At 70.4% G+C, this 19,727-nt stretch carries 13 protein-coding genes and 1 tRNA gene; 2 read left to right on the top strand and 12 right to left on the bottom strand.

What is annotated here, in order from left to right; translation table 11 throughout:
• The first annotated feature begins 59 nt into the window (after window positions 1-59).
• Window positions 60-848: an SDR family NAD(P)-dependent oxidoreductase gene (locus tag ACQB60_RS38565; protein WP_496930748.1), complete on the top strand. Its 789-nt coding sequence runs from the start codon at window positions 60-62 to the stop codon at window positions 846-848.
• On the opposite strand, the gene ACQB60_RS38560 is transcribed toward ACQB60_RS38565, so the two are convergent.
• The 10 genes from ACQB60_RS38560 to ACQB60_RS38515 all read right to left on the bottom strand — a co-directional run bounded on the left by ACQB60_RS38560 (window position 796) and on the right by ACQB60_RS38515 (window position 15,828).
• Complete coding sequence (locus ACQB60_RS38560) at window positions 796-1,128, bottom strand: hypothetical protein (RefSeq protein ID WP_496930747.1); 333 nt, start codon at window positions 1,126-1,128, stop codon at window positions 796-798. The genes ACQB60_RS38565 and ACQB60_RS38560 overlap by 53 nt on opposite strands.
• Before the next feature lie 249 nt (window positions 1,129-1,377).
• Window positions 1,378-1,848, bottom strand: coding sequence for a Dps family protein (locus ACQB60_RS38555; protein WP_496930845.1), 471 nt, complete (start codon window positions 1,846-1,848; stop codon window positions 1,378-1,380).
• 208 nt (window positions 1,849-2,056) lie between these two features.
• Window positions 2,057-2,431, bottom strand: a complete 375-nt coding sequence (locus ACQB60_RS38550) for a helix-turn-helix domain-containing protein (protein WP_384838807.1) — start codon at window positions 2,429-2,431, stop codon at window positions 2,057-2,059.
• A 109-nt stretch (window positions 2,432-2,540) separates the two neighbouring features.
• Window positions 2,541-3,155: a CinA family protein gene (locus ACQB60_RS38545; protein WP_496930746.1), complete on the bottom strand. Its 615-nt coding sequence runs from the start codon at window positions 3,153-3,155 to the stop codon at window positions 2,541-2,543.
• Window positions 3,152-3,859, bottom strand: coding sequence for a CDP-diacylglycerol--glycerol-3-phosphate 3-phosphatidyltransferase (gene pgsA, locus ACQB60_RS38540; RefSeq protein ID WP_496930745.1), 708 nt, complete (start codon window positions 3,857-3,859; stop codon window positions 3,152-3,154). Before pgsA ends, ACQB60_RS38545 begins: the two co-directional genes overlap by 4 nt.
• Entirely contained in the window at window positions 3,856-5,328 is a 1,473-nt protein-coding gene (rimO, locus tag ACQB60_RS38535; RefSeq protein WP_496930744.1) for a 30S ribosomal protein S12 methylthiotransferase RimO, read from the bottom strand. Before rimO ends, pgsA begins: the two co-directional genes overlap by 4 nt.
• An 86-nt stretch (window positions 5,329-5,414) precedes the next feature.
• Window positions 5,415-6,299, bottom strand: coding sequence for a helix-turn-helix domain-containing protein (locus ACQB60_RS38530; protein ID WP_496930743.1), 885 nt, complete (start codon window positions 6,297-6,299; stop codon window positions 5,415-5,417).
• Between the two features lie 199 nt (window positions 6,300-6,498).
• Window positions 6,499-9,276 carry a DNA translocase FtsK gene (locus ACQB60_RS38525; RefSeq protein WP_496930742.1) on the bottom strand — a complete coding sequence of 926 codons (2,778 nt, stop codon included), beginning with the start codon at window positions 9,274-9,276 and terminating at the stop codon, window positions 6,499-6,501.
• A 116-nt stretch (window positions 9,277-9,392) separates the two neighbouring features.
• The gene (locus tag ACQB60_RS38520) at window positions 9,393-10,076 is read right to left on the bottom strand and encodes a response regulator (RefSeq protein WP_496930741.1); all 684 of its coding nucleotides are present in this window, start codon (window positions 10,074-10,076) and stop codon (window positions 9,393-9,395) included.
• 244 nt (window positions 10,077-10,320) lie between these two features.
• Window positions 10,321-15,828, bottom strand: coding sequence for a HAMP domain-containing protein (locus ACQB60_RS38515; RefSeq protein WP_496930740.1), 5,508 nt, complete (start codon window positions 15,826-15,828; stop codon window positions 10,321-10,323).
• A 274-nt stretch (window positions 15,829-16,102) separates the two neighbouring features.
• On the opposite strand from ACQB60_RS38515, the gene ACQB60_RS38510 reads away from it, so the two are divergent.
• Window positions 16,103-18,766, top strand: a complete 2,664-nt coding sequence (locus ACQB60_RS38510) for a SpoIIE family protein phosphatase (protein WP_496930739.1) — start codon at window positions 16,103-16,105, stop codon at window positions 18,764-18,766.
• Between the two features lie 40 nt (window positions 18,767-18,806).
• On the opposite strand, the gene ACQB60_RS38505 is transcribed toward ACQB60_RS38510, so the two are convergent.
• Window positions 18,807-18,882: transfer RNA gene (locus ACQB60_RS38505), tRNA-Thr, on the bottom strand.
• A 71-nt stretch (window positions 18,883-18,953) separates the two neighbouring features.
• A complete protein-coding gene (locus tag ACQB60_RS38500) occupies window positions 18,954-19,640 on the bottom strand; it encodes a DegT/DnrJ/EryC1/StrS family aminotransferase (protein WP_496930738.1) in 687 nt (228 codons plus the stop codon).
• Between the last annotated feature and the right edge of the window lie 87 nt (window positions 19,641-19,727).

The following is a 19,727-nucleotide window of genomic DNA, read 5'->3' as shown; positions in this document are numbered from 1 at the left end:
AGCAGCACATCCCCGCCCGCTAGTTGACGTTCCGTCAGATTCAGCCGTACCGTCCCGTCATGCCCGTCACGGCGTACGACCTCACCGGACGCTCCGCCTTCGTCACCGGAGCCGCCAGCGGCATCGGCCGGGCGACGGCCCTCCTCCTCGCCCAGGCCGGCGCGGCCGTCCACTGCGCGGACCTCGACGGGGACGGCCTGCACGAGACAGCCACGCTGATCAAGGACGACGGCGGCACGGCACACACTCACCGCCTGGACGTCTCCGACCGGCCCCGGCTCGACCTGGCCGTCGAGGCCGCCGTCGGAGCCGCCAAGGCCGCCGGCGGACGCCTCGACATCATGGCCGCCATCGCCGGGATCATGCACAGCAGCCCGGTCCTGGAGACCCGGGACGAGGACCTCGACCGCGTCCTGAACATCAACTTCAAGGGCGTCCTGTACGCCTGCCAGGCGGCGGCCCGCGCCATGATCGAGGCGGGCGGCGGCGGCAGCATCGTCACCATGGCGTCGGGCGCCGTGGACACCGGCGGCCCCGGCCTGCTCTGCTACGGCGCGGCCAAGGCGGCCGTCGTCCAGCTCACCAAGACGCTGGCCACGGAGGTCGGACGGCACGGCATCCGCGTCAACGCGGTCGCGCCGGGCTGGATCCGCACCCCGATGACCGATCACCACGACGCCGAGGCGCAGACCCACACCGAGGCCCTCATGGTGCGGATGTCGCCGCTCGGCCGGGTCGGGGCGCCCGAGGACATCGCCCAGGCGGTGCTGCACCTGGCGTCCGACGCCTCCTCGTTCACGACGGGTCAGATCCTCCGTCCGAACGGCGGCGTGGCCATGCCCTGGTGACCGCCCCGCTCGCCCGGGTGACCGTCCCGTACGCCCGGGTGCCCAGCCCGGCGACCCACCCCCTGCTCGGCGCCACCCCCGCCGCCCGCGACTTCGGCACACAGTGCACCGGAAGCAGGCTCAGCCCCCACCCCCCGGCCGCGACCGCCCCTTCCAGGGCCCCCGCGTCGGGCGCGAGCGCGAGCCGCAGCACGCCCCACCACCACAGCGCGCCGAGCGCCAGGGCGGCCCCCCAGCGCAGCCCCCGCCAGACCCCGGAGCCGACTCTCGTGGCCGCCATCCCCGTCACCTCCCGCCCGACACCAGGTCGACGCTAAACGCCCGGGTTCACCCCACGGGAGGGCGCATCGGACGCTCCAGGGTGCACCGTCGAGTCTCCCCCGCGCCCTCCCGCTCCGCACTCCAGGAGAGGCGCCGCCGACAGGCCGCCGACAGCCTGGGAGGGCCGCAGGAGCACGGCGAGGGGCCCGCCCGAATCCCCGGGCGGGCCCCTCGTACGCAATGCGGCTCACGGGCCGCCGGAAACGGCTCAGCCGTTCTCCGCCTGGAACATCCAGTGGTGCTTCTCCAGGTCCGCGGTGATCCCGATGAAGATGTCCTGGCTCACCGGGTCCGCGTCGCCCGTCGCCTCGACCCGCTCACGCATCCGCGTGATCACCGCGCCGAGCGCGTCCACGAGCGTCCCCACCGCGTCCGCGTCCTTCACCCAGCCCTCGGGCACCGCACCGATCCCGCTGCTCGCCGCCACCGTGGCCGCCCGGCCGTCGGGCGAGACGCCGAGGGTCGAGGCGCGCTCCGCGACCGTGTCGGAGTGCAGCCGAGCCGTGTCCACGACCTCGTCCAGCTGCAGATGCACCGAGCGGAACCGCGGCCCGACCACGTTCCAGTGGATCTGCTTCGCCACCAGGGACAGGTCGACCAGGTCCACGAGCGCCCCTTGCAGCGCCTCGGAGACCGTCTTCAGATCCGCATCGGACAGAGGGCTCTTCACGACGTACATCAGTCGCCTCCAACTCATGGGAAATCCCCATCAACCATGGCACAGCGCACCAGGCCCGACCATCGGGACCAAAGTCACCAATCACGGCCGATATCGCTCGGCCCGACACCCGGCCCGGAACAGAGAAAGCCCCGACCGGGTACACCCCGGTCAGGGCTTTCACACACGCATGCGCGCCGTGGGTCACACGGGAACCGTGCTCAGGCCGTCACGCGGCGACGACGTCCACCGCCTCCGCGGGCGCCTTGATCGTGACCCGTTCCGGTGGCACGCCGGCCACGGAGACGGAATTGAGCATCGGGCGAACCGGTGCGCGCACGGGCTCGGTGACCGCTGCAGACTGGGCCAGCTCCGCGAGCGACAGCTCGTCGCTGACCTCGCGCATGAGCTCGGACATCCGTACGTCAAGCGCGTCGCAGATCGCGGAAAGCAGCTCGGAGGAAGCCTCCTTCTGCCCCCGCTCCACCTCGGAGAGATAGCCGAGTGAGACTCGGGCGGACGAGGAGACTTCGCGCAGAGTACGGCCCTGGCGCTGGCGCTGCCGACGCAGCACGTCACCCAGCAGGCGACGGAGCAGAATCATCGGTGGCTCCCTCCTCGGACCGCGTAGCCGCATCCTTCACGCCCCACCGTACCGCCTTGCGCGGCGGCCGTGCGGGGAGCGATGTCGTGTTCACTCAGGGCTGCAAACATCAATTCCCCCCGTTCTGTTCCGTATCCTGTGCCCGCCCATTCCCGGCACGTTCGCCGGAAAGCTGCTCGGCGAGCAGCGTGAGCACGCTCCGTACAGTCTCATTACGGATTGCCGAACGGCCACCGTTCAACCGCAGGAGCGCCGCTTTGGTGACTACTTTCCCCTGGAGGCGAACAGGACCGCCGTGAAGGTCCGACCTCTCGGGCTCTTCGGGCAGCGGTCCGGCGACGGCCACGAAGACCGTTCCGACCTCCTGGCCGTCCTGGGGATCGGGCCCCGCGACGCCGGTCGTGGCCAGGCCCCAGTCGGCGCCCAGCGCCCGCCGCACCCCGGCGGCCATCTGCCGCGCCACCTCGGCGTCGACCGCCCCGCGCTCGGCCAGCAGGGCGCCGTCGACGCCCAGGACGTCCCGCTTCAGCTCCGTGGCGTACGCCGTCACGGAGCCACGGAAGACCCGTGAGGCGCCGGGCACCTCCGTGACCTCGGCGGCCACGAGACCCCCGGTCAGCGACTCCGCGACGGCGAGCGTCTCGCCGCGCGCCCCGAGCAGCCGCAGCACGTCCTCGGCCGCGGCGGCGGCCGATCCGGGCCGCGACGCGCCCGCGGTCGTCACTTCGCGGCCTCCGGCGCCGACGCGGCGTCCGCGGCACCGGCCGCCCCCGCACTCTCCTCGGCCCTGCCGCGGCGGCGCAGCACAATGGCCTGTTTCACATAGTCGAGGCCGGTCACCACGGTCAGCACGACCGCGACCGCCATCACCCAGAACCGCAAGCTGGCGAGCGGCCCGGTCAGCGCGAGCACGTACATCCCGACCGCCGTGCCCTGCGCCAGGGTCTTCATCTTGCCGCCGCGGCTGGCCGGAATGACGCCGTAGCGGATCACCCCGAACCGCAGCAGCGTGATCCCGAGCTCGCGCCCCAGGATCACCCCGGTCACCCACCACGGCAGATCGCCGAGCCACGACAGACAGATCAGCGCGGCCCCCATGATCGCCTTGTCCGCGATGGGGTCGGCGATCTTCCCGAAGTCCGTGACCAGGTTGTACGTCCGCGCCAGATGCCCGTCGAAAAGGTCCGTGATCATGGCGATGGCGAAGGCAGCCCAGGCGAAGGAGCGCCAGGCCGGGTCGTACCCGCCGTTGCCGAGCAGCAGCAGCACGAAGCCCGGCACCAGGACGAGCCGGATCATGGTCAGCAGATTGGCGACGTTCCACAGACTGGCTTGATTCACCGCCGCGGCACCCAGCTTCCCGCCGCGCACCGGATTCGCGCCCTGCGCGCCGGAGCCGCCCGCCGCGGGTGCCGGGACTTGGGTCATCTGCCGGTCCCTTCGAGACATTCAGCCACCAGGTCCACGCCCTCCGTGCCGACCACCTTTGCCACGACCATACGACCGACGTGCAGATCGTCCCCACCCGTGGCGCCCGTGAACCGGACCTGGCCGTCGGTCTCGGGGGCCTGGTGCGCGGCCCTGCCGACCGCCCCGTCCTCCTCGTCCACGGCCTCGACCAGGACCTCGAGGGTCTCCCCGACGCGGTCGTCGGCGCGCTGCGAGGTCAGCTCCTCCGCCAGCCGCGAGATGTGCGCGAGCCGCTCGGCGACGACGTCCTCGTCGAGCTTGTTCTCGTACGTCGCCGCTTCCGTGCCCTCCTCGTCGGAGTAGCCGAAGACCCCGATGGCATCCAGCCGGGCGCCGGTGAGGAACCGCTCCAGCTCGGCCAGGTCCGCCTCGGACTCGCCGGGGAAGCCGACGATGAAGTTGGAGCGGACACCGGCCTGCGGCGCCTTGCTGCGGATGGTGTCCAGGAGTTCGAGGAAGCGGTCGGTGTCGCCGAAGCGCCGCATGGAGCGCAGCACGTTGGGCGCGGAGTGCTGGAAGGACAGGTCGAAGTAGGGGGCGACCTTCTCCGTGGACGTCAGGACGTCGATGAGCCCGGGCCGCATCTCGGCGGGCTGCAGATAGCTGACCCGCACCCGCTCGATCCCGTCGACGGCCGCCAGCTCGGGCAGCAGCGTCTCCAGGAGCCGGATGTCGCCCAGGTCCTTGCCGTACGAGGTGTTGTTCTCGGAGACCAGCATGATCTCCTTGACGCCCTGCTCGGCCAGCCAGCGGGTCTCCCCGAGGACGTCGCTGGGCCGCCGCGAGATGAACGAGCCGCGGAACGAGGGGATGGCGCAGAAGGAGCACCGCCGGTCACAGCCGGAGGCCAGCTTCACCGAGGCCACCGGGTTGCTGCCGAGGCGCCGGCGCAGCGGTGCGCGCGGCCCGGAGGCGGGCGCGACGCCCTCGGGCAGGTCCTTCGGCGCCTCGACCGGCGCGTGGCCGGGCAGGGCGACGCCGGAGCCCGCGTCCTGCCGCTCCGCCGGGCTGATCGGCAGGAGCTTGCGCCGGTCGCGCGGGGTGTGGGCCTCGACGCTGCCGCCGCTGAGGATGGTCTGCAGGCGGTCGGAGATGTCGGAGTAGTCGTCGAAGCCGAGCACGCCGTCCGCCTCGGGCAGGGCGTCGGCGAGCTCCTTGCCGTACCGCTCGGCCATGCAGCCCACGGCGACGACGGCCTGCGTCTTGCCGTGACCCTTCAGGTCATTGGCTTCGAGGAGGGCGTCGACGGAGTCCTTCTTGGCGGCTTCGACGAAGCCGCAGGTGTTGACGACGGCCACGTCCGCGTTCTCGGCGTCCTGGACGAGTTCCCAGCCGTCCGCCTCCAAGCGGCCTGCGAGCTCCTCCGAGTCCACCTCGTTACGGGCGCAGCCAAGCGTGACAAGGGCGACGGTGCGGCGTTCAGGCATGGTCTCAAGACTACTTCGTCCCCGTCCCGGCCCCCGCCGCGAGGGTTACCCGGAAGTCAGGAGGCCCTTCGGGGCGCCCCCGCAGGTCAGCCGACCTCGGGGTCGCCCTTGGTGTAGCTGAGGCGCTCGACCTGGCCCGGTTCGAATTCGTTGTCGACCTGCTTGCCGTTCACATACAGCTGGACCGCGCCCGCGTCGCCGAGGATCAGATCGATCTTCTGCTGGTCCTGGAAGGTCTTCGACTTGCCCTGTTCCAGGACGCCGTCGAAGAGCTTCCGGCCGGTGTGGTCCTTGGCGGAGATCCAGCTCCGGCCGTCCGCCGCGTTGACCTTCACGGTGACCTTGTCGCGCGGCACCCCGGCGATGGCGCTGTCGGAGGGGTCCGGCTTGGGGTCGGCGGGCTTGCTGGGCTTGGGCTTCGGGGCGGGCTTGCTGGTGGCGGTCGTGGGGCCCTCGGCGACCTGCCCCTTCTTGCCGTCCCCGTCGTCCCCGTTGAACGCGGTGAAGCCGACGAAGGCGACGACGGCGACGATCGCCGCGACCATGGCCGCGGTCCAGTTGGGCCTGCGGGGTTCGGACCGGATGCGCTCGGCCTCGAAGAGCGGCGCGGCGGGCGTCGGCGTGGGGGTCACGTCGCCGTGCCCCTCCGCGTACTGCGCGAGGAGCGGCGCCGGATCGAGGCCGACGGCGCGGGCCAGGGTCCTGATGTGGCCGCGGGCGTACACATCGCCGCCGCAGCGGGAGAAGTCGTCCTGTTCGATCGCATGCACGATCGGGATGCGCACCCGAGTCGACGTACTGACCTCGTCGACGGTCAGACCCGCGGCGATGCGGGCCTGCTGGAGCGCTCGGCCGATCGAGGGGCGATCGTCCGCGGCGTGAGAGGCCGCTGCGCTGGCGTCAGCTGTCAGGCCGTCAGCAGCGCTGTCGTCTGAAGGGCGGTCGTCTTCAGGGGAGTTGCCGATGGACACGGGGGCGCCTTTCGAGCGTGTAGCCACCTGCCGGAGGTTCAGTCTAGGGGGGCTGAGAAAGGGTGAGGCAACCGGGCGGACGGACTTTGTACGCCATCAGAATGGCCGGACACCTCCGGTCGTCCCGATGGTGGGGCGTGGTGCTGTCGTTCCCTTCAACTTGACGTACGCCGAAGGGAAACGGTTGCCTGCCACACCCTTATGGATGAGCCTCCCCGCGGATCACCGCGAGCACTCCATCCAGTTCGTCGGGCTTCACAAGAACGTCACGTGCCTTCGACCCCTCGCTGGGCCCGACGATGTTCCGTGACTCCATCAGGTCCATCAGGCGCCCCGCCTTGGCGAAGCCCACGCGCAGCTTGCGCTGGAGCATCGACGTGGACCCGAACTGGGTGGAGACCACCAGCTCAGCGGCCTGGCAGAGCAGATCCAGGTCGTCGCCGATGTCCTCGTCGATCTCCTTCTTCTGCTTGGTGCCGACGGTGACGTCGTCGCGGAAGACCGGCGCCATCTGGTCCTTGCAGTGCTTGACCACCGCATGGATCTCGTCCTCGGTGACGAAGGCTCCCTGCATACGGGTCGGCTTGTTCGCACCCATCGGCAGGAACAGACCGTCACCCTTTCCGATGAGCTTCTCCGCACCGGGCTGATCGAGGATGACGCGGCTGTCGGCGAGCGAGGACGTCGCGAAGGCGAGCCGCGAGGGCACGTTCGCCTTGATCAGGCCGGTCACGACGTCGACCGAGGGCCGCTGGGTGGCGAGCACCAGATGGATTCCGGCCGCGCGCGCGAGCTGTGTGATGCGCACGATCGAGTCCTCGACGTCGCGCGGCGCGACCATCATCAGGTCCGCCAGCTCGTCGACGATCACCAGCAGATACGGGTACGGCTGCAGCTCGCGCTCGCTGCCGGGCGGCGCCTCGACCTTGCCGTCGCGCACGGCCTGGTTGAAGTCGTCGATGTGCCGGAAGCCGTACGCGGCCAGGTCGTCGTAGCGCAGATCCATCTCGCGCACGACCCACTGGAGGGCCTCGGCGGCGCGCTTCGGGTTGGTGATGATCGGCGTGATCAGGTGCGGGATGCCCTCGTACGCCGTGAGCTCCACGCGCTTGGGGTCGACCAGGACCATCCGGACGTCCTCGGGGGTCGCCCGGCACATGATCGACGTGATCAGACAGTTGATGCACGAGGACTTACCGGAACCGGTGGCTCCGGCGACGAGGATGTGCGGCATCTTCGCGATGTTCGCCATCACGTAGCCGCCCTCGACGTCCTTGCCGAGCGCGACCAGCATCGGGTGGTCGTCCTCGGCCGCGTCCGCGAGGCGCAGCACGTCACCGACGTTGACCATCTCGCGGTCGGTGTTCGGGATCTCGATGCCGACCGCGGACTTGCCGGGGATCGGCGAGATGATCCGCACGTCCGGCGAGGCCACCGCGTACGCGATGTTCTTGGCGAGCGCCGTGATCTTCTCGACCTTCACGGCGGGGCCGAGCTCGATCTCGTAACGCGTGACCGTCGGGCCGCGCGTGAAGCCGGTGACGTCGGCGTCGACCTTGAACTCCGTAAAGACGTTCGACAGCGAGTCGACGACCGCGTCATTGGCGGCGCTGCGGGACTTTCCGGGGCCGCCGCGCTCCAGCAGGTCAAGGGAAGGCAGCGCGTACGTGATGTCGCCGGAGAGCTGCAGCTGCTCGGCCCGCGGCGGCAGGTCGCGCGGCTCGTCGGGCGCGGACTTCGTGAGGTCCGGGACGGCCGACGCGGCCGCCTCCTGGGCCTCCTCGGGCTCCTTCACGAGCTTCCCGGGCACCGGCCCGCCCTTGCCGCGCGCGGTCGGCACCGGAGCCGACGGCTCCCGCTCCTGCCGCTCCTCGCGCTCCCCGCGGTCCGCGGCGACGCCCTGCGTCAGGTCGGCGACCAGCGGCGAGGGCGGCATGCCGTGCAGCACCGCGCCGTCGAGCGCGGCGGCAGCGGCGGCCGCCACGTCCACCGCGTCCATGGGCCGGTCCATATCGGGCTGTACGGAGGCCCTGCGCGGCCTGCGCCGCTTGGTGAGGGCCTCCTCCTCGGCCTGCTCCGGGTCGTACGCCTCAGCGGGCCGCACACGCTTCCTGGGCCGCGCGGGCAGGGCCTCGCGCCACTGCTCGTCGTACCGCTCGTCGTCCTCGCTGAGCGCCTCGTCGTGCTCGATCTCGGGCTGTACGACGCCGAGCCGCACGCCGAGCTGCCGCAGCCGCTGCGGAATGGCGTTGACCGGCGTCGCGGTGACCACGAGCAGCCCAAAGACCGTGAGCAGCACGAGCAGCGGAACCGCGAGGACGTCGCCCATGGTGAAGGTCAGCGGCGTCGAGGCGCCCCAGCCGATCAGGCCGCCCGCGTCCCTTATGGCCTGCATCCCGTCGCTGCGCGCGGGCGCACCGCACGCGATGTGGACCTGCCCGAGCACGCCGATGACGAGCGCCGACAGGCCGATCACGATGCGCCCGTTGGCGTCGGGCTTCTCGGGGTGGCGGATGAAACGCACCGCGATGACCGCGAGCAGTATCGGCACGATCAGGTCGAGCCGGCCGAAGGCGCCGGTCACCAGCATCTCGACGAGGTCCCCGACGGGCCCGCGCAGATTCGACCAGGTGCCCGCCGCGACGATCAGGGCGATGCCGAGCAGGAGCAGCGCGAGGCCGTCCTTGCGGTGCGCGGGGTCGAGTCCCTTCGCGCCCCGCCCTATGCCGCGGAACATGGCTCCCACGCCGTGTGCGACGCCCAGCCAGAGGGCGCGCACGAGCCGGTAGAGGCCGCCTGTGGGATTCGGTGCCGGCTTCGGAGCGGGCTTCTTGGCCGCTGCCTTCTTGGCGGGGGCCTTCTTCGCCGCCGCCTTCTTCGCGGGCGCTTTCTTGGCAGGGGCCTTCTTCGCCGGAGCCTTGGTCGGCGCGGCCGCCTTCTTCGCGGGCGTCTTCTTGGCTGCGGGACGTGAGGCCATGGGTGTGAGGTTACCGGTGGAGGCCACTGCGGACACGTGTGCCCACTGCTTCACCCGTTTGTGTCGCCACGACGGGGCGGCCGGCTGACGGCCGCTCAGCGGGGCGCCGCCACCCGTCAGTTCTGCGAGGAGACGGGAGCAGCCCCACTGCCCGTGCCCGGTTCCAGGGCGTCAAGAGCCCGGCGCAGGCCGGTCAGTTTGCGTTCGAGATGGGCGGCGGTGGCGACCGCGGCGGCGTCCGCCGACTCGTCGTCCAGCTGCTTGGTGAGCGCCTCGGCCTGTTCCTCAACGGCCGCGAGGCGCGCCGACAGTTCGGCGAGCAGGCCCGCGGGCTCCTTCGTGTCACCGGGCGCGGACTTGTCGCCGCCCTCGAGCTGGAGGCGCAGCAGGGCCGCCTGCTCCCGGAGTTGGCAGTTCTTCATGTACAGCTCGACGAAGACCGAGACCTTCGCGCGCAGCACCCACGGGTCGAACGGCTTGGAGATGTAGTCGACCGCGCCCGCCGCGTAACCCCGGAAGGTGTGGTGCGGGCCGTGGTTGATGGCGGTGAGGAAGATGATCGGGATGTCCCGGGTCCGTTCTCGCCGCTTGATGTGTGCGGCCGTCTCGAAACCGTCCATGCCCGGCATCTGGACGTCCAGCAGAATGACCGCGAAGTCGTCCGTGAGTAGTGCCTTGAGCGCTTCCTCCCCGGACGATGCCCGCACCAGTGTCTGATCGAGCGCGGAGAGGATCGCCTCCAGCGCCAGCAGATTCTCCGGCCGGTCATCGACCAGGAGGATCTTGGCCTTCTGCACCATGGCCCGCCCTCCTCGCCCCGGCGGTACACCGGGCGCCGCCCCAGGGGACGACTCCGTTGCGCCGCCCGTCCTTGTGCCGGTCATGGTAGCCGCACCCCGCCGGTCGCCACACCCTGTCACCGCGATGTCACTGTGCACGTAGCAGAAACGCAGTGGGAGACCAGAAGGTTCCCCGTATACCGCCCTTCTACACGGCGTCGGCCACACTGAGTCAGCAACTCCGCGTAATCTCCGGGCTACTCGGTCACTCCGCGCGCATCCACTGCTCCATCACTGTGAGCAGATGATCCGGGTCCACCGGCTTCGTCACGTAGTCGGACGCTCCGGAGTCGATCGCCTTCTCCCGGTCGCCCTTCATCGCCTTCGCGGTGAGCGCGATGATCGGCAGTCCGGCGAACTGCGGCATCCTGCGGATCGCCGTCGTCGTCGCGTAGCCGTCCATCTCCGGCATCATGATGTCCATCAGGACGACCGTCACATCGTCGTGCTGCTCCAGGACTTCGATGCCTTCTCGGCCGTTCTCCGCGTACAGCACCGACAGGCCGTGCTGCTCCAGGACGCTCGTGAGCGCGAACACGTTGCGGATGTCGTCGTCGACGATCAGCACCTTCTCGCCGTCGAACTGGAAGCCCCCGCGCGCGGGCGCCGACTCCTGCCCCGCGCCCTGCCACTGCTCCTGCTGGCGCTCCTGACCGCCCGGGGCCGACTGCCCCGGCAGCGAGGCCGGCAGCTCGGGCGTGGGCGCCGTACGGCGCGTGCTGCGCCGGAACAGCGTCCCGTTCCCCGAGGGAGCCTCCAGACGCGGCGGAGCGGCCTCGCCGGGCGACGGCGCGGGCTCGATGGCCACCGCCTCGTCCAGGGCCTCCAGGACCGGCCTGTCGCCCGGCGCGGACGGCGGGGCGAGCTGCGTGTAGCCCTGAGGCGGCAGTTCGCTCGGGTGCAGCGGCAAATACAGCGTGAACGTGGAGCCGCGGCCCGGCTCGCTCTGCGCGTGGATCTCACCGCCGAGCAGCCGCGCGATCTCCCGGCTGATGGAGAGCCCGAGGCCCGTACCGCCGTACTTGCGGCTCGTGGTGCCGTCCGCCTGCTTGAACGCCTCGAAGATCACCCGCATCTTGCTCGCGGCGATCCCGATGCCCGTATCGGTCACCGAGAACGCGATCAGGTCCGCGTCCGGGTCCCGCAGCGAGCCCGCCTCCAGGAGCTGCTCCCGAATGGCGTTCGGCACATCGGAGTTGGCGTGCCGGATGACCAGCTCGACCGCTCCGGAGTCGGTGAACTTCACCGCGTTGGACAGCAGATTGCGCAGCACCTGAAGGAGGCGCTGTTCGTCCGTGTGCAGCGTGGCGGGCAGCTCCGGCGACACCCGTACGGAGAAGTCGAGGCCCTTCTCTGCGGTCAGCGGGCGGAACGTGGCCTCTACGTAGTCGACGAGTTGGACGAGCGCGATGCGCGTCGGGGAGACGTCCATCTTGCCCGCCTCGACCTTCGACAGGTCGAGGATGTCGTTGATGAGCTGCAGCAGGTCCGAGCCCGCCCCGTGGATCGTTTCGGCGAACTCGACCTGCTTCGGGGTCAGGTTCGCGTCGGCGTTGTCGGCCAGCAACTTGGCCAGGATCAGCAGGGAGTTGAGCGGCGTGCGCAGCTCGTGCGACATGTTCGCGAGGAACTCGGACTTGTAGCGCATCGACACCGCGAGCTGCTCGGCGCGCTCCTCCAGGACCTGCCGGGCCTCTTCGATCTCGGTGTTCTTCACCTCGATGTCCCGGTTCTGCTGGGCGAGCAGCTCGGCCTTCTCCTCCAGCTCCGCGTTCGACTCCTGGAGGGCCTTCTGCCGGTTCTCCAACTCGGCCGAGCGCTCCCGGAGTTGCTCGGTGAGCTCCTGCGACTGCTTGAGCAGCACCTCGGTCTTCGTATTGACGCTGATGGTGTTGACGCTCGTCGCGATCATCTCGGCGATCTGGCTGAGGAAGTCCTTCTGGATGTGCGTGAAGGGCTGGAAGGACGCCAGCTCGATCACGCCGAGGACCGTGTTCTCGAAGAGCACCGGCAACACGATGACCTGGGCGGGCGGCGCCTCCCCGAGACCGGAGGCGATCCGCAGGTACCCGGACGGGGCGTTCTCCACGAGGATCGTGCGCCGCTCCTTGGCCGCCGTGCCGATGAGCGTCTCACCGGGCCGGAACGACGTCGGCATCGAGCCCATGGAGTAGCCGTAGCTGCCCAGCATGCGCAGCTCGTACGCGTCCTCCTCGGTGCTCGCGTCGTCCGTGGGCATCGCCAGGAAGAACGCGCCGTGCTGCGCCGAGACCACCGGCGTCAGCTCGCTCATGATCAGCGAGGCGACGTCCTCCAGGTCGCGGCGGCCCTGCATCAGGCCGGAGATCCGCGCCAGGTTGCCCTTCAGCCAGTCCTGCTCCTTGTTGGCCAGGGTGGTGTCGCGGAGGTTCGCGATCATCGTGTTGATGTTGTCCTGGAGGACCTGGATCTCGCCGGCCGCGTCCACCTCGATCTTGAGGTTCAGGTCGCCGCGGGTCACCGCGGTCGCGACCTTCGCGATGGCGCGGACCTGCCGGGTCAGGTTCCCGGCCATCTCGTTCACGGACTCGGTGAGGTCGCGCCAGGTGCCGTCGACGTCCCGTACCCGCGCCTGGCCGCCCAACTGGCCTTCCGTGCCCACCTCGCGGGCGACCCGGGTGACCTGCTCCGCGAAGGACGAGAGCTGGTCGACCATCGTGTTGATGGTCGTCTTGAGCTCCAGGATCTCGCCGCGCGCATCGATGTCGATCTTCTTGGTCAGGTCGCCCTTGGCGATCGCGGTGGTGACCATCGCGATGTTGCGGACCTGGCCGGTGAGGTTGGAGGCCATGCCGTTCACGGACTCCGTGAGGTCCTTCCACGTGCCCGAGACACCCGGGACGCGCGCCTGACCGCCGAGGATGCCGTCGGTGCCCACCTCGCGGGCCACCCGCGTGACCTGCTCGGCGAACGAACTCAGCGTCGTCACCATCGTGTTGACCGTGTCGGCGAGCTGCGCCACCTCACCGCGCGCCTCGACGGTGACCTTCTTGGTGAGGTCACCGTTGGCGACCGCCGCCGAGACCTGGGAGATGTTCCGCACCTGGCTGGTCAGGTTGGAGGCCATCAGGTTGACGTTGTCGCTCAGGTCCTTCCAGATCCCCGTGACGCCGGGCACCCGGGCCTGACCGCCGAGGTTGCCCTCGGTGCCCACCTCACGGGCGACCAGGGTCACCTGCTCGGCGAAGTTGGAGAGCTGGTCGACCATCGTGTTGACCGTCGTGACGAGTTCGAGGATCTCGCCCTTCGCGTCGACGGTGATCTTCTTGGAGAGGTCGCCCATGGCGACGGCGGTCGTGACCTCGGCGATGTTCCGCACCTGAAGGGTGAGGTTGTTCGCCATGCCGTTCACCGACTGCGTGAGGTCCTTCCACGTGCCGGAGACACCCTGGACCTCCGCCTGGCCGCCCAGGATGCCGTCGGTGCCCACCTCACGGGCCACCCGGGTCACCTGCTCGGCGAAGGCCGAGAGCTGGTCCACCATCGTGTTGAGGGTGTTCTTCAGCTCCAGGATCTCGCCGCGCGCGTCCACGCCGATCTTCTGCGAGAGGTCGCCGCGGGCCACCGCCGTCGCGACCTGCGCGATGTTGCGGACCTGCGCGGTGAGGTTGCCCGCCATGCCGTTCACGGAGTCGGTCAGGTCGCGCCACACACCGGCCACACCCGGCACCTGCGCCTGGCCGCCGAGCCGGCCCTCCGTACCCACCTCGCGGGCCACCCGCGTGACCTGGTCGGCGAAGGCCGAGAGCTGGTCCACCATCGTGTTGATCGTGTTCTTCAGCTCGAGGATCTCGCCCCGGGCGTCGACCTCGATCTTCTGCGAGAGGTCACCGCGGGCCACCGCCGTCGTCACCTGCGCGATCTGGCGCACCTGCGACGTCAGGTTCCCCGCCATGAAGTTGACGGAGTCCGTCAGGTCCTTCCACGTGCCGGAGACGCCGTCCACACGCGCCTGGCCGCCGAGCCGCCCCTCCGTGCCCACGTCCCGCGCCATCCGCGTGACCTGGTCGGCGAACGACGACAGCTGGTCGACCATCGTGTTCACGGTGTTCTTCAGCTGGAGCATCTCTCCGGAGACGTCCACCGTGACCTTCTGCGACAGGTCGCCGTTGGCCACCGCCGTCGTCACCTGGGCGATGTTGCGGACCTGACCGGTGAGGTTGCGGAAGGCGGTGTTCACCGAGTCGGTGAGGTCCTTCCACGTCCCGGCCGCGCCCTGCACCTGCGCCTGCCCGCCGAGCTCACCCTCGACGCCGATCTCCCGCGCCACCCGCGTCACTTCGGCACCGAACGCCGAGAGCTGGTCCACCATCGTGTTGACGGTGTTCTTCAACTCCAGCATCTCGCCCGCGACATCGACGGTGACCTTCTGCGACAGATCACCGTTGGCGACCGCCGTCGTGACCGTCGCGATGTCCCGCACCTGCGTCGTCAGGTTCCTGAAGACCGTGTTGACCGAGTCGGTGAGGTCCTTCCACGTCCCGGCCGCGCCCGGCACGTTCGCCTGACCGCCCAACTGCCCTTCCGCACCGACCTCGTTGGCCACACGCGTGACCTCGTCCGCGAACGTGCGCAGCGTCTCGGTCATCTGGTTGATCGTCTCGGCGAGCTGCGCGACCTCGCCGCGCGCGCTGACCGTGACCTTCTGCGACAGGTCGCCGTTGGCGACCGCCGTCGTCACCTGGGCGATCCCGCGCACCTGGGCGGTGAGGTTGCCCGCCATCAGGTTCACCGAGTCGGTGAGGTCCTTCCAGACACCCGCGACGCCCGGCACCTGCGCCTGCCCGCCGAGCTCGCCCTCCGTGCCGACCTCGCGCGCGACGCGGGTCACCTCCGAGGAGAACGAGGAGAGCTGGTCCACCATCGTGTTGACGGTGTTCTTCAGCTCCAACATCTCACCGGCGACATGAACGGTGACCTTCCGGGACAAGTCGCCCTTCGCGACCGCGGTCGTCACGAGCGCGATGTCCCGCACCTGCGCGGTCAGCCGATACGCCATCGTATTGACCGAATCCGTGAGGTCCTTCCACGAACCAGACATACCGCGCACCCGGGCCTGCCCGCCCAGCTTGCCCTCGGTCCCCACCTCGCTGGCCACACGCGTGACCTCGTCGGTGAACGTCGAGAGCTGGTCGACGAGGTTGTTGACCGTGCGCCCGACCCTCAGGAACTCCCCGCGCAGCGGATGCCCGTTCCCGCTGCCGTCCGCGCCCTGCGCCCGCAGCTCCATCCGCTGCTCCAGGTCGCCCTCCGCCACCGCGGTGAGCACCCGGCCGACCTCGGAGACCGGCCGTACGAGATCGTCGACCAGCGCGTTCGACGCGTCGATCGCCGCGGCCCAGGAGCCCTCGCTCGCGCCGCCCTCGAGCCGCTCCGTGAGTTTTCCCTCACGTCCGACCATGCGCCGCACCCGCGACAGCTCTCCGGTGAGGTGCAGGTTCCGGTCGGCCACCTCATTGAAGACCGCCGCGATCTGCGACATCACGTCGTCGCCGGAGACCGTGAGCCGCTTGCGGAAATTTCCGTCCCGCATCGCCGCCAGGGCCGCGAGCAGCCTGTTCAGCGCGGCGGTGTCCACCGCTGTGGTCCCATGGCGCGACTTGCGCTGTTTACTCAGGGACTGTCCGTCTTTCGCGCGCGTCTTAGTGCCCCGCGTCGCTGCGCCAGACTCCACTGTGTCCCTCCCGCAAGGGTCGACCAAACTGCTGGGGGTTGCCCGGGCTCTCTCCATGAAGCTTGCCCAGTGTTTCACCATGGCTGAACCAGGCCATAACAGTTCGGCAGCTTCGCACACCGTCCGCACACCCTCCGGGCGGAAACACTGACGACCGGCATCAGCATGGACGGCGAAGGTAAGTAACCTGGCATCCGGCTGTCCAACCACCCCGGTCCTGCCCGGCCTGGGCGGTGGCACACGTACAAGCGGGCATCGGAGGGGCGGCCGCACCATGAGTTCGGGAGAACTGGGCGTCGATACTCGTACGAGGAGTGCTGTGATCACCGCGCGTGCGGCTGCGACCTTCGACCCCGTCGGGCGTTCCGTCGCGACGGCACGCTCCTTCGTCCGCGACACCCTCCAGGGCTGGGGGTTCTCCGACGTCGTGGACGACGCCGTCGTCCTCACCAGCGAGCTGGTCACCAACGCGGTGGTGCACGCGGGCACCGCCGCCGACGTCCTGTGCCTGCGCAGCGAGGACGCCGTGCGCATCGAGGTCTCGGACCGCTATCCGGAGCGCGAGATCCCGCTCCAGCAGTCCTCCGTGAACATGGGCAGCCCGGACCGCGAGGGCGGCCGCGGCCTCCAGCTGTGCGCGGCGCTCGCCACCCGCTGGGGCGTCGACTACACCCCCACGCACAAGCAGGTCTGGTTCCAACTCGACCTCCCCGACCGCCCGGTGGGCACCCGCGCCGCGGGCCCGTCGCTCCCCGCCGACCTGCTCCCGCTCACCGACGGCCGGGTCCGCGTCGCCGTCGTCCAGATCGACCGCATGGGCGCGATCTCCGCGTGGAACGAGGACGCGGAGGAGCTCTTCGGGTACGTCGCCGACCAGGTCACCGGCAAACCCCTCACCGACCTCGCCGCCTGGCCGCACACCCCGGGCACCAGCACCGGCATCGCCGACGCCCTCCAACTCTCGCGCTGGGAAGGCAGCTACGGGATCCGCGGCGCCGACGGCCGCGTCACCCCGGTCTACGCCTCGCACCTGCGCGTCCGCGACACCGACGGCGAACCCTCCACGGTCTGCCTCCTCGTCCGCGACGACGAGCGCGCCGTCCTGCAGACCCCGCTGCGCGGCCCCGCCCCCGAGCCGGGCACGCTCAACGAGCCGCCCGCCACCGACTCCTTCGAGATCTTCATCGGCCAGCCGGCCCCCGACGACCTCGACGGCCTCCTGCAGCGCACGGTCGAACGCGCCCGCGACATGCTCGACGGCGACGCCGCCTTCCTGCTCCTCGCCACGGACGACGAGACGGAGCTGGAGGTACGGGCCTCCACCGGCCTCCCCTCGGCCCGCCAGCGCTTCGCCCGCGTCCCCGTGGAGGCGGGCCCCGGCCGGTACGGCTCCGCCCGCATGCCCGCCGTCCACGAGGACCTCACGGTCGTCCCCGGCGCCGTCCCGCTCCTCAACGACACCGGCATGCGCTCGGTCGTCACGGTCCCACTGAAGGTGGAGGGCCGCCTCACCGGCTCCCTGGGCGTCGCCGCCGAATCCCCGGACCGCTACTCGAACGAAGAAGCCCTGCGCCTCCAGTTCGCGGCCGACCGTATCGCCTTCGCCGTCGAGTCCGCCCGCCTCGGCGAGCTGGAGCGCCTGCGCCGCGGCTCGCTCTCCTTCCTCGTGGAGGCGTCCGACCTCCTCGCAGGCACCCTGGACCGGGACCAGACGCTGGCCCTGATGGCCCAGATGACCGTCCCCACGCTCGCCACCTGGTGCGCCGTCTACACCGTCGCCGACCAGTCCGAGCCCCAACTCTCGTACGTCCTCCATGAGGACGAGGAGCGCATCGACGGCCTCAAGGCGCTCCTCACCAAGATCGCCCCACCCGACCCGGTGCCCACTCCCGGCGCCCGCGTCTGGAACGCCCCCTCGGAGGCCGCCCACCAGGCCGCCCTGCGCACCTCCATGCGCGCCCTCGGCCTCGGCGAGCCCATGAGCCTCGGCTCCGGCATCGGCACCACGCTCTCCACGGCCTCCGCGGTCGGCGGCGAGACCGTCGTGCTGCCCCTGGTCGCCCGCAACCGCGTCATCGGCATGCTCACCCTCGGCAAGCCCGCCGACGAGCACTTCCGCCAGGAGATCCTGGAGCTCGCCGAGGACCTCTCCCGCCGGGCGGCCCTGGCCCTCGACAACGCCCGCCTGTACTCGGAGCGCATGGCCATCAGCCAGTCCCTCCAGCGCAGCCTGCTGCCGCCGGGGCTCCCCCAGATCCCGGGCGTCGAGGTCGACGTCATCTACCGCGCCGCGGGCGAGGGCAACGAGGTGGGCGGCGACTTCTACGACCTGTTCCCGATCCGCGACGGGGCCTACGGCTTCGCGATCGGCGACGTCTGCGGCACGGGCCCCGAGGCCGCCGCGGTCACCGGCCTCGCCCGGCACGCCCTGCGCCTCCTCGCCCGCGAGGGCTTCGGCGGCCCCGCGGTCCTGGAGCGCCTGAACGCCGCGATCCTCGACGAGGGCGCCCGCAGCCGCTTCCTGACGCTCCTTTACGGCGAGTTGTGGCCCCAGGAGGACGGCTCGGCGATCCTGAAGGTCGTCTGCGCGGGCCACCCCCTCCCGCTCCGCCTCCGCCAGGACGGCACGGTCGAGCCGTACGCCGAACCCCAGCCCCTCCTCGGCGTCATGGAGGACCTCGAGTTGTACGAGCAGACGGTCACCCTCGACCCGGGCGACGTCCTCCTCTGTGTGACCGACGGCGTCACCGAGCGCCGCGAGGGCACCCGCATGCTCGGCGACGACGGCCTCGCGGACGTCCTCACGACCTGTACGGGCCTGACGGCCGGCGCGGTCGCCGCACGCGTCATGCGCGCCGTGGAGCGCTTCGCCACGGACGCCCCCTCGGACGACATGGCGATCCTCGCGATGCGCGTCCCGGGACTCCACAAGGACTGACGCAAAAAGGCCCCGCCCAAGTGGGCGGGGCCTTAATAAGTGGAGCCCCCAAGCGGAATCGAACCGCTGACCTTCTCCTTACCATGGAGACGCTCTACCGACTGAGCTATAGGGGCCTGTCGCCCACACGGTTTCCCGCGCGGCAACGGAATAGATCATACCCCGAATCCCGGGCAGCTCCGAACCATCAGAACGCGGGCTGCAGCAGTCCGCCCAGCGCGTTGCACGCGGACACGACCCGCTGCAGTTCCCGCCGCGACATCGACGCGTCGACGGGCAGCGCCAGCGTCTCGTCGGCGGCCCGCTCGGTCTCGGGCAGCGCCACGTCCCGCCAGAACCGCGGCATGCGGTGCACCGGCGTCTTCACCGGCACGCGGCAGTCAACTCCCTTGGCCCGTACGGCACGTGCGAACGCATCCCGGTCGGGCCGCCCGTTCCCGGGGACGCGCACCACGTACTGCTCGTACGTGTGCCCCGCTCCCCCGGCCGGCGTGATGACACCGCTGAGCCGCCCGCTGAGATACGCGGCGTGCGCCCGCCGCCGCTCCAAGCCGCCCTGGTCCTGGCTGTGTTGCTCGTCCTCTCGCCGCTCGAGGACCAAGAGGCCGTGGCGCTCCCCGAGTTCACGCAGCCCCGCGACCTCGGCGTGCCGCCCGAAGCGGTGCACGGCGACCACGGCGGCCGTACGGGACGTCACCCCGGCGGCAACGGCATTGAGGGACAGGCAGTACGTGTCCGGGTCTATGTCGGCGAAGACGGGCATGGCCCCGGCCTCGACGACGGCCTCGGCGACTTCGGCATTGCCGTACGCCGACACGATGACCTCGTCACCCGCACCGACGCCCGCGGCTCGCAGCATCTCAACTGTCCCCATGCCTGCGGATGTTGGTTGCCCAACGTGAACAGCAAGTGACACAAAGCAAAAAAGAGCTGGTCCCTGAACCGAAGTTCAGGAACCAGC

It is taken from the genome of Streptomyces odontotermitis (assembly GCF_050510915.1).
Taxonomy (GTDB): domain Bacteria; phylum Actinomycetota; class Actinomycetes; order Streptomycetales; family Streptomycetaceae; genus Streptomyces.
This window is presented reverse-complemented; position numbering and strand designations above follow the sequence as displayed.